A 15289-nucleotide genomic window follows, 5' to 3' on the forward strand; every position below is an offset into this window, starting at 1 on the left:
GCGGCGATCCCCCCGGAGTATTTCTGGAAAGATGAAAGTCGGATGATGGAAAGGCCAGAGGCGCCGCCCCGGAAGGCGGCGCCGGTTTGAGGATCAGCCAACGTCGAATTGCAATTGGCGGATCTGCTGGAACTTGCCGGTCGCGGTGAGCGCCCTGATCGCCGCATCGGGCACCGGGGCATCGACATACAAAAGCGCGATCGCCTCACCGCCCGCATCGGCGCGGCCAAGCGTGAAGTTGGCGATATTGACGCCGTTCTCGCCCATTGTCTGGCCCAGAAGGCCGATGATGCCCGGCACGTCTTCGTTCGTGGTGTAGAGCATGTGACGACCGATTTCGGCGTCGATGTTGATGCCCTTGATCTGAATGAAGCGCGGCTTGCCGTCGCTGAAGACCGTGCCGCCGATCGAGCGTTCGCGCTTGTCGGTCACGACGGTCACCTTGATATAGCCCTCAAAGGCCCCGGATTTGTCCTGTTTGGTGGTGCTGATCTTGATCCCGCGTTCCTTGGCCACCACCGGCGCCGAGACCATGTTGACCTCGGGGTTGACCGATTTCATGATCCCGGCGACGGCGGCAGAGTTCAGCGCGCCGAGGTTCATCTCGGAGACGACACCGTCATAGAGGATGTTGATGGCCTTGATCGGCTCGTCGGTCATCTGGCCGATGAAATTACCGAGGTGATCGGCCAGCTTGATCCAGGGGCCCATGACCTTGGCCTCTTCCGCGGTGACCGAAGGCATGTTGAGGGCGTTGGTCACCGCGCCGGTCAGCAGGTAGTCCGACATCTGCTCGGCCACTTGCAGGGCAACGTTTTCCTGAGCCTCGGTGGTGGCGGCGCCGAGGTGAGGCGTGCAGACCACGTTGGGCAGGCCGAAGAGCGGGTTTTCGGTCGCTGGCTCCTTGGCAAAAACGTCAAAGCCCGCACCCGCCACATGGCCGGATTTCAACAGATCGGCCAGCGCCTCTTCGTCGACAAGCCCGCCACGTGCACAGTTGATGATGCGCACGCCCTTCTTGGTTTTCTCAAGGTTTTCGCGGCTCAGGATATCGCGGGTCTGGTCGGTGAGCGGCACATGCAGGGTGATGAAGTCGGCACGCTTGAGCAGATCGTCAAGCTCTTCGACCTTCTCGACGCCCATCTTGTCGGCTTTTTCCTGGCTCAGGAAGGGATCATAGGCCACGACCTTCATCTTGAGGCCACGGGCACGGTCACAGACGATGCCGCCGATATTGCCTGCGCCGATCACGCCAAGGGTCTTGCCGGTCAGCTCGACCCCCATGAATTTGGATTTCTCCCATTTCCCGGCTTGGGTCGAGACCGAGGCCTCTGGGATCTGGCGCGCCACGGCGAACATCATCGCGATGGCATGTTCGGCGGTGGTGATCATGTTGCCAAACGGCGTGTTCATCACGATCACGCCCTTTTTCGATGCGGCTTCTTTGTCGATGTTGTCGGTCCCGATCCCGGCGCGCGCGATCACCTTGAGGTTGGTGGCATTGGCGAGAATCTTTTCCGTGACCTTGGTGGCAGAGCGGATGGCAAGGCCATCATACTGACCGATCACCTCGGCCAGCTTGTCCTTGTCCTTGCCAAGGTCGGGCTGAAAGTCGACCTCGATACCGCGATCGCGAAAGATCTGAACGGCGGTTTCGGACAGTTTGTCAGAGACGAGTACTTTGGGAGCCATTTTTAAGCGTCCTTATGAGAGATGTTCGTAAAAGCACGGGCTGGCACCCACCCTGCGTTCAATCGGCAGGGTGGGTGAAACCCATCATCATGCGTCGACGGAAAGTGCCGCGATTTCGGCCTGAAACGCCCATTCGATCCAGGGCATGAGGGCGGCCACGTCGGCGGTCTCTACCGTACCACCGCACCAGATTCGAAGCCCGGCCGGCGCGTCGCGATAGGCACCGACGTCATAGGCCACGCCTTCGACCTCAAGCCGTTTGGCAACGGCTTTGGCAAATGTGGCCCCATCGGTAATGCGGGCATCATTGAAGGTCAGGCAGACCGAGGTGTTTGACAGGGTGGCCGGATCATGGGCTAGAAAATCGACCCAATCGTGCAGTTCCACAAAATCGGCCACGGCCTTGGTATTGGCGTTCGCACGAGCGATCAGCCCCTTGAGGCCACCGACCGAGGCGGCCCAGTCAAGGGCGACGAGGTAGTCCTCGACCGCAAGCATCGACGGGGTGTTGATGGTCTCGCCCACGAACACGCCCTCGATAAGCTTGCCACCCTTGGTCAGGCGGAAGATCTTGGGCAGGGGCCAGGCCGGGGTATAGCTTTCAAGGCGTTCAACCGCCCGCGGGCTAAGGATAAGCATGCCATGCGCCGCCTCGCCACCCAGCACTTTCTGCCAGCTGAAGGTGGTCACATCAAGTTTGTCCCAGGGCAGATCCTGCGCAAAGGCGGCCGAGGTGGCATCGCAGATGGTAAGCCCCTGACGGTCCGGTTTGATCCAGTCGCCATTCGGCACCCGCACACCGGAGGTGGTGCCATTCCAGGTAAAGACGACATCCTTGTCGGTATCGACACCGGCCAGATCGACAATCTCGCCATACTCGGCGGTCTTGACCGTAGCGTCGAGTTTAAGCTGTTTCACCACATCGGTGACCCAGCCCGCGCCAAAGCTTTCCCATGCAAGCATTTCAACGGGGCGGTCGCCCAACAGGTTCCACATGGCCATTTCAACCGCGCCGGTATCCGAAGCAGGCACAATGCCGATACGGTAATCGTCGGGGATGCCGAGGATATCGCGCGTGCGTTCGATTGCGGCTTTCAGCTTGGCCTTGCCGACGGCGGCACGGTGGCTTCGGCCCAGTGGCGCATCGCTAAGCTTATCAAGCGTGAATGTGGGGATTTTGGCGCAGGGGCCAGAAGAGAAACGCGGATTAACCGGCCGCGTTGCCGGAGTATCAATAGCCATGAATGCTACCCTTTCAGATAAGCGCCCCTCGTTGGGGAGGGGTGTCCCACGGATCGAGATACGGCGCATCAGGGCCTTTCGCAAGTGCAGAAATAGCGCTAGAACGCCGCTTGAGTGAGAAAATGCGACCTGTCGCGACTACGATCGGAAACTTCGTTAAATGTTCATTGCCACGTTGATTGCGCCCAAGGGCGCGCTGGATTCTGCCCTTGTTCACGCCCTGCGCAATGCCTGGGGCGGCGGTGACGCGATCTGGCTTGCGCCGGATGAAGCGGCGGAATTCGCGCTGGAGCAGGTGCCGGAGAATCGCTGGGAGGTCTGGGGCGATCTGCAAAAGGCGCGTGTCGATCTTGTGGTGCAACCCACCGCAGGGCGGCGCAAGAAGATGCTGCTGGCGGATATGGACAGCACGATGATCTGTCAGGAATGCATTGACGAGCTGGCCGAGGTCGCAGGCGTCGGCGCGCATGTCAAAGAGATCACGGCGCGGGCGATGAATGGCGAGTTGGATTTCGAGGGCGCTCTGCTGGAACGCGTGGCCCTGCTCAAGGGGCTGGACGAGGGCGTGATTGCCCAAGTGCTGGAAAGCCGGATCACCTATATGCCCGGCGGCGCCGCCCTGTTGGCGACGATGAAGGCGCATGGGGCCTATTGCGCGCTGGTTTCAGGCGGCTTTACCGCCTTTACGCAATCCGTGGCCGCCACGCTTGGGTTTGACGAAAACCGCGCCAATACGCTTTTGGTCGAGGGCGGCGTTCTGGTGGGCGATGTGGCCCGTCCCATTCTGGGGCGCGAGGCCAAGATCGAAGCGCTCGAAGAGATCAGCGCGCGGCTCGGGCTTGCCGAAGACGATGTGATCGCGGTCGGGGACGGGGCAAACGACCTTGGCATGCTGGCGCGCGCCGGGTCCGGCGTTGCGCTTCATGCCAAGCCAAGCGTCGCCGCAGAGTGCGATATCCGTATCAACCACGGCGACCTGACGGCACTTTTGTACCTGCAAGGCTATGGACGCGATGACTTTCAGGGTGCGTAAAACGCGACCCTGAGATTAAGCGGCCAGGCGCAAGGCCGTGCTTGCCGCTCTTTACTTACTGCACCCCTTGTGGGGAGGGGCATTGTGGCAGGTCTACATCGAAACAGAGATGTTTCGCGGCTTTGGCTGGTGTCGATCAGGCGGCGAGGGAAGCGCGGGCCTTGCCGATCATCAGCGCAGCGCGGGCAGCTTCGCGGCCTTTTTCCACAAAATGCGCCCGGTAGATCGCATTGTGATGCTCGGTATCCTGATACTGATGCGGGGTGAGCGAGACCGACAACACCGGCACTCCGGTATCAAGCGAGGCGCGCATCAATCCATCGACAACTGCCTGAGCAACAAAATCGTGCCGGTAAATGCCGCCATCGACGACAAAGGCAGCAGCGGCCACGGCGGCGTAGCGCCCGGTCAGGGCCAGATCGCGCGCCAGCAGAGGCATCTCGAACGCGCCGGGCACGTCGAAAACGTCGATCTGATCAGGCGGGATAAGTTCGGCAAACCCGTCAAGCGCGCGGGTTACGATATCGGCGTGCCAGTTGGCCTTGAGGAAGGCGTAGCGGGGAAGTGTCATGGGGCATATCCTTTCATTGCGACACATCACCCAGAGCATCAAACGAAAGGACACCCCCCCAATGGTGGGCTGCCTTTGCGCTCTCTTTCATCCGGACTATGACCGTCGGCTCTGGAATTACACCAGATCTGCTGTCACCCCGGGGTCATCCGGGGCCGCTCGCGGGCTTGGGGCGTGTGCCCCTTACCGCCGGTGGGGAGTTTCACCCCGCCCTGAGAACACCCCGAGGCTAAGCGAACAGAACATGGCGGACAAGCCGGATTTGCGTCATATCAGACCAACGCTGCGGCTGGCTTGATCATTCCGACCTCTACCCCGCGACGATTTAGAATCGGGGCGTTCATGAACTTGCGCGTTGCCGGGTGATCCGCGTCCAGCACGCCCAGCCTGACCAGAAGCGCCGCAATCGCGCATTCGGCGCCGCGCGTGCCGCCATCGGTGATCTTGAGGGCAATTCCCATCTTCCGGGTCGGCAGAATGGCGATAAAGAACGCCTCGGCCCCGGTCTTGAGCGCCACGGGCTCCTTGCAGGCGCGCATCAGTTCGGTACAGGCGCGCCCCTCGCCCGCCACAAGGTCGGGATGCGCGATCATCGCCTGCCAGAGGCGGACTGCGGCGCTCTGACTGGCATCCGCCCCCTCCGTGGCCCCGGCAAACCACGCCATTGCCCGCGCCATGCCATGCAGGCTTGTGGCATGGTTGGGCGCCGAACAGCCGTCAATCCCGTAAAACGGCGAGGTTTCACCGGTAACCGTTTCAAAGGCCTCAAGCACCGCCTTTTGTACCGGATGCTCGGGGTCGATATACTCGGCGCTGCCCTTCAGGTGACGGTTCAGCGTCAGGAACCCGGCATGCTTGCCCGAGCAGTTGTTGTGCACCTGACAGGGCGCGGTATCCGAACAGATCAGCGCCTTGCCCGCCGCCGGGTCGTCCGGGTGCTGCGGCCCGCACCGAAAATCGTCATCGCCCAGACCCAGATCGGCAAGCCAGCGGTTCACGCGGGTGGTATGAATGGCCGCTCCGTTATGCGAGGCACAGGTCAACGCAAGCTGCTCTGTCGTCAGGCCATGGGCATCCGCCGCGCCGCTTGTGATCAAGGGCAGGGCCTGAATCATCTTGGACGAACTGCGCGGCAGGATGGTGGTCGACGGGTCGCCCCAGGCCTCGACGATGCCGCCGGTCGCGTCACAAATCAACGCATGACCCTGGTGCACGCTTTCGGCCATCGGGCCGCGCCAGATTTCGGTCATCGGAACAGGTTGTGTCATCAAAGGCCTCCGGTAGGTGTCAGTCACGGGCGCGTGTGCAAAAATCCGCCAATTGCGTCTTTCACTTCTCGCCTGTTTCGGGCTAATGTTGCAATGTCGAGACGGGACTGGTTGCACATAAAAAGAATTCCGTAAAGGGATAGAGGCAACCTTTGAATTTGAGGCTCAGGACAGCTTGGAGGCTGGACAGATGGTATCACGATTTGCACGTGGCGTAGCCGTGGCTTTGGCCGCGATGGTGGCAACCGCCGCAGCAGCACAGGAAACAAGCACCAATCAGGTGGCCGCCAAAACCGCATGGAGCGTGTTTGAAGACAGCGACCCGCGTGAATGCTGGGCGGTGTCGGCACCGACCGAAACGGTAAACACCAAGGATGGCCGGGTGGTCGCAGTGCGGCGCGGCGACATCCTTTTGATGACATTCTTTCGCCCCGGCGCGGGCGTTCAGGGCCAGATCACCTTTACCGGCGGCTATCCATTTGCCGGTGGCTCGACGGTCAACATGAATATCGGCGGCTCAGAGTTTGAATTGTTCACCGAGGGTGAATGGGCCTGGCCCGCAAGCACGGCCGATGACGCCAAGATCCTCGCGGCGATGAAGCGCGGCGCAGAGGCCGTTCTTAGCGCGCGGTCCTCGCGCGGCACGATCACCAAGGATTCCTTCTCGCTTTCGGGGTATACTGCGGCGGTGGAAGAGGCCGAAAAGCGCTGTAAGTAAAGCGGACGGCCAAACCAGCGACATCACGCGGCGGGCCGATGGGCACCGCCGCTTTTGTTTTGTACTAGCGCAGGACCTTGCCCTCGGGCCAATTCATCCGGGTCTTCAATTCGATCGTCTGCGTCACACCGGCAGGCAACGCAAAGCTCCAGTCCAGGATCCCGCGCTGGCCGTCGACATTGCGATCGCTCGGCACCGGCTTTGCCGACCAATCAATCTCAAGGTCTTCCTGATCGGATTGAGGCACACGATCCAGAACCCGCAACGGCCATTCGTCATCGGTCAGGTTTTCAATGCTGATCTCGACCGTCTCAGTCATTTCGTTAGACTTGGAAATCACCCCGCGATCACCCTCATTGCGCTCGCGCACAAGCCGCGTCAGGCGAAGCCCTTCGATTGGCCCGAACGAGACGTCAAGCTCGCCCCCCGCCGGAACAAGATCCATCCAGCGTTGCCCGACATAACGACCATCGAGATAAAACCGCGCCTCATTGGTCGGCAGGATCAATTCACCCATGTCATTGGTCAGCCGTGCCATCACAAAGGCCGTCTGATCCACCAGAGGCACGGCCTGCGCCACAACATCGGCGGTAGTGGCAAGCGTGCCGAGCGACAGGCGCACCCGGTCTGCGCCGGTGGTCACCGACACGGGCTCTGGATAGCTATAGGTCACGGACAGGCCATCAAACTGGGCATCTGCCTCTATGCGCGCCGGGGCGGCGGCATCCATCATCGGTTCGGCCATCGACATCAGGCCGCCATTGGCCCGTTCAAGTTGCTGCGTTTTCGGGCGCGGCGCATCCGGGTCCTCAATCCGCGGAATCCAGGGCCAGATCTGGCCGGGTTCGCTCTGGGCCGAGGGGCGGACCGTGGACAGGGTCAGCGCCACATCGCGCCAGTTCTCGCCGGTGTCCTGTCGCACGAAAGCCCCCCGCTCGAGCCGGAGAGCGCCCGTATCACGCGCCAGATGGAAATCATAAAGCGGCTGCCATCCGGCATCGTGGATCGCATAGGTCACGGTCAGCGTGCCCGTCGCGGGCTGATCCGTGGCGACCGCGACGGCAAGCATGGCACGCGCCTTGTCTTCGGGGACAAGCGCGGCAAGGGCCTGCCGGGCCTCATCAAGCGCCTTGATCCGGTCCTTGAGGCCACGCTCGGCGGCCTCTGCGCGTCGGGTGGCCTCTGCGGCGGCACGTTCTGCAACAAGGGTCTCGCTGCCGATCATGGCCGCGAGATCACGCAGGGCATCTACGCCAAGCGCCGCGACGCCATCGCCCTGGCCAATCTCACCCAGAAAGGTGATGCGGGCGCGGGCGGCATCGGCCTCAAGCGCGATATCCTCCACCTCTGCGCGCGCCACTCTCAAGGCCTCTTCAAGACGCTCGACCTCGGCGCGGGCGGCAATCAGGGCGGGCGGTTCGGCGGCATCTCGTGGCGGCACATAGTCGCTTCGGGTGGTGACCCCGCCCATTTGCGCACCCTCGACCGCAACCCGGACCGTGGCCAGAGGCGTGTTTTGCGGCAGATCGGCAAGGATCAGATCGTGCTGACCTGCGGGAATGGAAAACGGCACCTGCCGGATGACGGTCGCCCCCTGCGGGTAAAGCGTGACGGCGCTTACCCTGCTGTTAAGGGCGATCTCCTCGGCGTGCAGCGTCGGAGCGAAAAGGACAAGCGGAAGGGCAAAGGTAAGCGCGCGCATGGGGAAATCTCCTGAAACTCTGATTGGATCATTCCGGGGACGGCGGGCAAGTGCAAGCACCGGCTGGCGATTTGTGCGGAATTACGCCTTCGGCTGCCGTAACGCGCCGTCAAGGCACCAGTCAAATATCAGGACAGGAAACGCAAACGGGCACACCCGAAGATGTGCCCGATTATTCGGCCGTCAAGCAATCACTGAAAAACGATCAGCCTTTTTTCAGCACCCGCTGACCCAGTGTTTCAGCGATTTGCACCGCATTCAGCGCCGCACCCTTGCGCAGGTTGTCGCTGACGCACCACAGGTTGATGCCGTTATCAATCGTCGGATCCTGACGGATACGGCTGATGAAGGTGGCGAAATCGCCGACACATTCGATCGGCGTGACATAGCCACCGTCTTCGCGCTTGTCGATCACCATGATTCCCGGCGCTTCACGCAGGATGTCGCGGGCTTCAGCCTCATCGAGGTGATCTTCGAACTCGATGTTGATCGCTTCGGAATGGCCGACAAACACCGGCACGCGCACGCATGTGGCGGTCACCTTGATAGAGGGGTCGACGATTTTCTTCGTCTCGGCAACCATTTTCCATTCTTCTTTGGTCTGGCCGTCCTCAAGGAAGACGTCGATATGCGGGATCACGTTGAAGGCGATCTGCTTGGTGAATTTCTTGGCCGGCTTGTCATCAGTCGGGTTGTAGATCGACTTGGTCTGATCCCAAAGCTCGTCAATGCCCTCTTTGCCCGCGCCCGAGACCGACTGATAGGTCGAGACAACGACGCGCTTGATGCGCGCACGATCGTGCAGCGGCTTGAGCGCAACGACCATCTGCGCGGTCGAACAGTTGGGGTTGGCGATGATGTACTTCTTATCATAGCCCATGACCGCCTCTGGGTTCACTTCTGGAACCACCAGCGGAATATCGGGATCATAGCGATAAAGCGACGAGTTATCGATCACGATACAGCCGGCCTTGGCCGCCTTGGGAGCATAGATCTTGGTCGCGTCAGAACCGATGGCGAACAGCGCGATATCCCACCCCGTGAAATCAAAGGCATCCAGATCCTTGGTTTTCAAAGTTCGGTCGCCAAAGCTGATTTCGGTACCGAGAGACTTGCGGCTGGCAAGGGCCACGATCTCATCAACAGGAAACTGGCGCTCGGCCAGAATGTTCAGCATTTCGCGGCCCACATTGCCCGTGGCGCCGACGACGGCGATTTTGTAACCCATTTTGATCAATCTCCAGGTTCGGGGGTTGCCGGGGGGTCTTATCGTGTCTGCGCAGAAGGTAAAAGGGGGCGGATTCAGTTCATACTGTCGCGGCTGAAGAGGTAAATCACCAGACCAAGCAGCAATGTTATCGCAAACAGCAGGAAGATCGCCGTATAACCGGCAAGCACACCCGCCCCCGAAGCCGCAGTATGCAGCGGGCCAGAGGCGAATTGCGCAACGCTGACGCCGCCGATGCCAAACAGGTTCAACAGGGTCACACCGCGCCCTGCAAGATGAGGCGGGAAAAACGCCCGGCCATGGGCGATGATCACCGGGAAAGAGGCGCCGAAAAAGCCGACGACCGCCAGCATGGCAATCGACAGCATCAGGTTTTGATCGGGCAGCATGATCATTACCAAAAGCGCGAGCGCACTGATCGCGTTACCTGCGAAAACCACCCATTTCCGGGTGTTGAAGATGCGATCGAGCGGGCCGTAACAGAGCGTTCCGGCGATCATCGCCACCCCCATCACAAGTGTGGCCTGTCCGACCTGCCCGGTATCAAGCGCAAAGACATCGCGCAGATAGGGCCCGGCCCAAAGCCCGCGCAGCGCGGCAGAGGGCACATAGGCCACGAACATCAGCGGCATGATTGCCCAGAGCACCGGCATCTTCAGAAGATCCAGAACCGAGCCGCGGGTATCGCCGCTCAGCGCCTCGGGATCGCGCACAAGCGCCAGGATGCCCACCGCCACAACGCCCGACACCCCAGCCAGCGCCAACAAGGCCGCCCGCCAGCCAAGCGTTTCGGCGGCCCATGCCATCGGATAAGACGCAACCAGATTGCCGATTGACCCGACCCCAAGCATCAAGGCCGCAAGAGTGGCGAACCTGGCAGGCGGAAACTGGCGCGCGAAGATGTAATAGGACGCCATAAGCACCGGCGAGCAACCGACCCCGATCAACAGCATCGCCACGGCGATGTGCAACGGGCTGGCGGCCAGGGCGAACAGGGTCGCGCCCCCGGCCCCGCCGATCAGCAAAAGCACCGCCGCCGTGCGCCGTGGCCCGACCCGATCAAGCGCCCAGCCCACGGGCACCTGCATCACCGCAAAGGCCAGGAACCAAAGGCCCGAGGCAAAGGCAAGATCATCCGGCGTCGCGCCGATGTCGCGCTCCAGAACTCCGCTAAGGACCGCAAGAAAGGCCCGAAAGAACTGGCTTAGCACGTAGGCCAGACAGAGCAGGACAAGACCGGCGCGCATGGGGGTATCCTTGATACAGGGAAAGTCAGGTCGCGCCGCGTGCAATCAGCACATCGACATGGGCCGCCGCACTCTGAGCAAGCGCCGTCAGGTTATAACCGCCCTCAAGACAGGATACGATCCGCCCGCCGCACAGGTCATCCGCCAGATCGCAAAGCCGCCCGGTGACCCAGGCAAAGTCATCCACATCCAGACGCAGGTCGGCAAGCGGATCGTCCCGGTGGGCGTCAAACCCGGCCGAGATCAGCAACAGTTCGGGCTTGAAGGCGGCAACGGCGGGAAAGACCTTGTCTTCATAGATCTTGCGAAACCCGTCGCCATCGGTGCCCGGAGCAAGCGGCAGGTTCAGAATGGTGCCATGCGGGCCAGTGTCATCGGCGGTGCCGGTTCCGGGCCAAAGCGGAAACTGGTGCGAGGATACGAAAAGCGCGCGCGCGTCATCCTCAAGCAGATCCTGTGTGCCATTGCCGTGATGCACGTCGAAATCGACGATCGCCACACGCGAAAGCCCGTGATGATCGAGCGCGTGCTTGGCCGCCACGGCAATATTTCCGAACAGGCAGAACCCCATGGTGGTTTCGCGTTCGGCATGGTGCCCCGGCGGTCGGGTGGCGACAAAGGCATTCTGCACCTCGCCTGATATCACAAGATCAACCGCGCGCACCGCGCCGCCCGCCGCACGATGCGCCGCGGCAAGCGTGCCCGGCGACATGTAGGTATCGGCGTCAAGCTGTATGATGCCCGATGCGGGCGCGGCGGAGCGGATCGCCTCAAGATGGCTGCGGGGGTGGACGCGCAAAAGATCATCCTCAGCAACCATCGGGGCGGTAACGCGGGAAAGGTCCTTGCCCTCAAGCGCGGCAAGCACATGGTCCAGCCGGGCCACCTGTTCGGGGTGGCCTTCGGGCGTTTCATGGCCAAGGCAATCGGGATGGGTGATCAGGGCTGTTGTCATTGCATGTCTCCGTTCGAGCCCGAAAAGAGCCTGAATTTCGGGACTTGTCCAGTGCGGGCTTGTGAGGCGGCGCGGCGCGTGCCAAGCTGAACGGTAATGGACGGCGATACCATCACCATCACGCAGGAGATCGCGCTTGGCCTCTGGGCGCAGGCACAGCTTTTCCTGACCGGGCTTTTGCGACCCTGGAACGCCTATCAGGTGGCGATTGTCATTGCGCTTTTCATCGCGGCGCATGCCATGGACCGGGTGTTCGGTCCGATGTGCCGCGAATGGATGCGCCGCCGCGAAGGCTGGCCAAAGTGGCGGATGCGCATTCTGGTGATGTTGCACCGCCGCCTAAGACTTATCTTTTTCGTAGCGATGATCTGGCCCCTGGTCTGGGTCATGCGCGAGGTCACCTGGCCCAGTCGGTCCTATATATTGGCGGCTGTCGGCAACCTGGCCCTTGCCTGGCTTGTGATTGCCATTGTTACCCGTCTGATCGGCAACAACTTTTTACGCTCGATGGTGCGTTATCTGGGCTGGACCTGGGTCACGCTGAGCATTTTGAACCTCACCGACGAGGCACAGACCATTCTGGACAGTGCCGCCTTTGAAGTGGGCGAAACCCGCCTGTCGCTCTGGCTGTTGGTGCAGGCGGTGATCGTGATCGGCATCCTGTTCACGCTGGCGCGCTTTACCTCGACGGCGACCGCCGCGCAGGTGCGCAAGAATGACGACATTTCGCCCTCGATGCAGGTGCTTGTCGTCAAGTTCATGCAGGTCCTGCTTTATGGGGCGGCTTTCTTTATCGGGCTACGCACCGTCGGGGTGGATCTGACCGGGCTTGCCGTGCTCTCGGGCGCCATCGGTGTGGGCCTTGGTTTTGGCCTTCAAAAGGTGGTGTCGAACCTTGTGTCGGGGGTGATCATCCTGCTCGACAAGTCGATCAAGCCCGGCGATGTCATCAGCCTTGGCGAGACCTTTGGCTGGATCAACAGCCTGGGCGCGCGCTATGTGTCGATCACCACCCGCGACGGGCGCGAGTACCTGATCCCGAACGAGGATCTGATCACCGGGCAGGTGGTGAACTGGTCGCATTCCAACGATTTCGTGCGGCTGGATATCTATTTTGGCACGGCTTACGGCGACGACCCGCATCTGGTGCGCAAGATCGCCGTAGAGGCCGCAAGCGGCGTTGCACGTGTCCTGAGCAGCAAACCGGCGGTTTGTCATATCGTGGGTTTTGGCGACAACAGCGTCGATTACATCCTGCGGTTCTGGATTCGCGACCCGACGCAGGGCCTGACGAATATCCGCGGAAATGTCTATCTGGCGCTCTGGGATGCGTTCAAGGCGCATGACATTTCCATCCCCTTCCCGCAGCGCGAAGTGAGGATGTTGGAAGATACACCGCAAAATCCCCCCCGGAACGGGTAAATTTGCAGCACATTCGCGTGCCTGCGACATTCTGGGGGTTGCCCTTCATTGAAAAATCATCTTTGGCTTGCTACCTTGTAAACATAGCCCGGCACCGGGGTTTTGCGGTGTGCAGCAAAGGAGGACTATGTCCTGTCTTTTACGACCAATGCGGCCGAGGCCGCTGAACAGGGGGCGCTTGCCATGGTGCCTGCCATGACCGCAAACAGTGAAACACAGCTTGCGGCAATCCTTTCCTCACTTTCCGACGACAAGGCCGAAGATATCGTACAGATCGACCTGCGCGGCAAGACGGCTATTGGCGATTACATGATCGTCTGTTCGGGGCGTTCGTCCCGTCAGGTCACCGCGATTGCCGAAAAGCTGACGGACCGCCTTAAGCAGGAGTTCGGAATTCTGTCACGGACGGAAGGCAAGGGAACCGGCGATTGGGTGCTGATCGACACAGGCGATGTGATCGTTCACGTGTTCCGCCCCGAAGTGCGCGAATTCTATCAGCTTGAAAAGATGTGGCTGCCCACCGGACAAAGCCCGGAGCAGACGGCAGACTCTCAGGTCTGAATGCGGATTCATATTTGCGCGGTGGGCCGGTTGCGGACCGGCCCGGAACGCGCGCTTATCGACGACTATCTGACCCGGTTTGATCGCACGGGCCGCGCCCTCGGACTTGGCCCTGCGCAGATGCACGAGGTCGAGGACAAAAAGGGCGGCGGCATGAATGCCGAGGCCGTCCTGTTGGAACGGGCCATCCCCAAAGCATCGGTGATCGTGGCGCTGGACGAGCGCGGCAAATTGCAAAGCTCGCCCGAGTTTGCCAGCCAGCTTGGCGATTGGCGCGACAGCGGGCGCGGCGACGTCGCCTTTGTCATCGGCGGCGCCGACGGCATTGCCCCCGATCTGCGAAAACGTGCCGATTTCAAACTGTCGTTCGGGCGGATGGTCTGGCCGCACATGCTGGCGCGGGTGATGCTGAGCGAACAGTTATACCGCGCGGCGTCCATTCTGGCGGGCAGCCCCTATCACAGGGTCTGAGGCTGCCCGGCGCGCCAACCCTTAGCCGGCCTTTTGAATTTCGACCTGATGCGGATAGGGGATCGACACGCCGTTCTTGTCGAAGGCCTCTTTCACCGCTTTGGTCATATCGAATTTCAGACCCCAGTAATCGGCCGCATCACACCACAAGCGCACTCCAAGATCGACACTGCTGTCGCCAAGGTTCACGACCCGCACCCAAGGCTCGGGGTCGGCATGAACGCGCGGGTCGGCGTTTGCCAGATCAAGAATGATCTGCATGGCGCGGTCGGCATCGTCGCCGTAATCAATCCCGAACCCCAGATCGCAGCGCCGCGTCTCATGATGCGAGAAATTGCGGATCACCGCGCCCCATGCCTGGCCGTTGGGCAGGATGATCTGCACATTATCAGGTGTCGCCAGTTCGGTGAAAAACAGGTTGAGATCGACCACCGTGCCGGATGTTCCACCGATTTCAACATATTGACCAAGTTTGTAGGGCCGGAAAAGCACCAGCATGAACCCCGCTGCAAGATCCGACAGGGTGCCCTGCAACGCCAGCCCGATGGCCAGCGTCGCCGCGCCCAGGACGGCCACAAGGCTGGTGGCCTGAATGCCGAAGATGCCAAGGACCGCGACAAGTACCATCGCCAGAATGACCCATTTCACGATCGAGGCCGCAAAATTGCCGATTGTCTTGTCGATGCGCGGGCTGGAATTTACGCGGCGGCGCACCATGCCGCTCAAGATCCCGGCCGCCATCCAGCCAAAGACGAGAACCGCCAGGGCCTTGGCCGCGTTGATGACCATGGGGCCATAGCTGCTCAGCTGTGCAATGATGTCTTGCATTGATGCATTTCCTTTCTGGTCTTGGTCGGACGCAGGCCATGCGCCGAACGTGAAAAAGGGCCCGCTGGAGAGCGGACCCCCTGCCATAAACCGTGGCTTACTTGTTCTTCAACGAATCGCGGATTTCGATCAGGATGTCCAGTTCCGACGGCCCCGGATCGGCGGCGGGCGCCTCTTCGACCTTGGCCTTGGGCTTGGCGCGGTTGACGGCCTTAACCAACAGGAACACCACCCAGGCAATGATCAGAAAGTTGATCATGGCCATGATGAAGCGACCATAGGCAAAGACCGCAGCACCGGCTTCTTCGGCGGCGGCAATCGAGTCATATTCGCCCGACCCCAGAAGCACAT

Annotated in this window: 15 protein-coding genes and 1 riboswitch; of the genes, 5 read left to right on the forward strand and 10 right to left on the reverse strand. The window is 61.1% G+C overall.

The window, feature by feature from the left end; all coding sequences use genetic code 11:
* Positions 1-93: 93 nt before the first annotated feature.
* Together serA and QZ522_RS12020 are read right to left on the reverse strand one after the other, a co-directional pair.
* Positions 94-1692: a phosphoglycerate dehydrogenase gene (gene serA, locus QZ522_RS12015; RefSeq protein WP_294611640.1), complete on the reverse strand. Its 1599-nt coding sequence runs from the start codon at positions 1690-1692 to the stop codon at positions 94-96.
* 87 nt (positions 1693-1779) lie between these two features.
* Positions 1780-2934 carry a phosphoserine transaminase gene (locus tag QZ522_RS12020; RefSeq protein ID WP_294611643.1) on the reverse strand — a complete coding sequence of 385 codons (1155 nt, stop codon included), beginning with the start codon at positions 2932-2934 and terminating at the stop codon, positions 1780-1782.
* A 160-nt stretch (positions 2935-3094) separates the two neighbouring features.
* On the opposite strand from QZ522_RS12020, the gene serB reads away from it, so the two are divergent.
* Positions 3095-3967, forward strand: coding sequence for a phosphoserine phosphatase SerB (serB, locus tag QZ522_RS12025; protein WP_294611646.1), 873 nt, complete (start codon positions 3095-3097; stop codon positions 3965-3967).
* Positions 3968-4103: 136 nt separating this feature from the next.
* Here the strand turns inward: serB and QZ522_RS12030 are convergent, their stop codons facing one another.
* A complete protein-coding gene (locus QZ522_RS12030; protein ID WP_294611649.1) occupies positions 4104-4538 on the reverse strand; it encodes a 6,7-dimethyl-8-ribityllumazine synthase in 435 nt (144 codons plus the stop codon).
* A 75-nt stretch (positions 4539-4613) separates the two neighbouring features.
* Positions 4614-4762, reverse strand: a riboswitch (FMN riboswitch).
* A gap of 48 nt (positions 4763-4810) precedes the next feature.
* A complete protein-coding gene (locus QZ522_RS12035) occupies positions 4811-5806 on the reverse strand; it encodes an asparaginase (RefSeq protein ID WP_294611652.1) in 996 nt (331 codons plus the stop codon).
* A gap of 190 nt (positions 5807-5996) precedes the next feature.
* Between QZ522_RS12035 and QZ522_RS12040 the strand changes: the two genes are divergently transcribed.
* Entirely contained in the window at positions 5997-6524 is a 528-nt protein-coding gene (locus QZ522_RS12040; RefSeq protein ID WP_294611655.1) for an invasion associated locus B family protein, read from the forward strand.
* 64 nt (positions 6525-6588) lie between these two features.
* On the opposite strand, the gene QZ522_RS12045 is transcribed toward QZ522_RS12040, so the two are convergent.
* The 4 genes from QZ522_RS12045 to QZ522_RS12060 form a co-directional block, all read right to left on the reverse strand.
* Positions 6589-8226, reverse strand: coding sequence for a DUF4139 domain-containing protein (locus QZ522_RS12045; protein WP_294611658.1), 1638 nt, complete (start codon positions 8224-8226; stop codon positions 6589-6591).
* A gap of 205 nt (positions 8227-8431) precedes the next feature.
* A complete protein-coding gene (locus QZ522_RS12050) occupies positions 8432-9454 on the reverse strand; it encodes an aspartate-semialdehyde dehydrogenase (RefSeq protein WP_294611661.1) in 1023 nt (340 codons plus the stop codon).
* Positions 9455-9528: 74 nt separating this feature from the next.
* Positions 9529-10701, reverse strand: a complete 1173-nt coding sequence (locus QZ522_RS12055; protein WP_294611664.1) for an MFS transporter — start codon at positions 10699-10701, stop codon at positions 9529-9531.
* A gap of 25 nt (positions 10702-10726) precedes the next feature.
* Complete coding sequence (locus QZ522_RS12060; RefSeq protein WP_294611667.1) at positions 10727-11656, reverse strand: histone deacetylase family protein; 930 nt, start codon at positions 11654-11656, stop codon at positions 10727-10729.
* Positions 11657-11752: 96 nt separating this feature from the next.
* Here QZ522_RS12060 and QZ522_RS12065 point away from each other — a divergent pair, with 96 nt between their 5' ends.
* The 3 genes from QZ522_RS12065 to rlmH all read left to right on the forward strand — a co-directional run bounded on the left by QZ522_RS12065 (position 11753) and on the right by rlmH (position 14110).
* On the forward strand, positions 11753-13078 hold the full coding sequence (locus QZ522_RS12065; RefSeq protein WP_294611670.1) for a mechanosensitive ion channel domain-containing protein: 1326 nt from the start codon (positions 11753-11755) through the stop codon (positions 13076-13078).
* Between the two features lie 132 nt (positions 13079-13210).
* Positions 13211-13639 carry a ribosome silencing factor gene (gene rsfS / locus QZ522_RS12070; protein WP_294611681.1) on the forward strand — a complete coding sequence of 143 codons (429 nt, stop codon included), beginning with the start codon at positions 13211-13213 and terminating at the stop codon, positions 13637-13639.
* A complete protein-coding gene (gene rlmH / locus QZ522_RS12075) occupies positions 13640-14110 on the forward strand; it encodes a 23S rRNA (pseudouridine(1915)-N(3))-methyltransferase RlmH (RefSeq protein ID WP_294611673.1) in 471 nt (156 codons plus the stop codon).
* 21 nt (positions 14111-14131) lie between these two features.
* Here rlmH and QZ522_RS12080 read toward each other — a convergent pair whose 3' ends face one another.
* On the reverse strand, positions 14132-14938 hold the full coding sequence (locus QZ522_RS12080; RefSeq protein WP_294611676.1) for a mechanosensitive ion channel domain-containing protein: 807 nt from the start codon (positions 14936-14938) through the stop codon (positions 14132-14134).
* A 97-nt stretch (positions 14939-15035) separates the two neighbouring features.
* Positions 15036-15289: MscL family protein (locus QZ522_RS12085; protein ID WP_294611678.1), on the reverse strand; the 254-nt coding region annotated here is incomplete at its 5' end.

Origin of the sequence: uncultured Roseovarius sp., assembly GCF_913054395.1 — a bacterium.
Classification (GTDB): Bacteria; Pseudomonadota; Alphaproteobacteria; order Rhodobacterales; family Rhodobacteraceae; genus Roseovarius.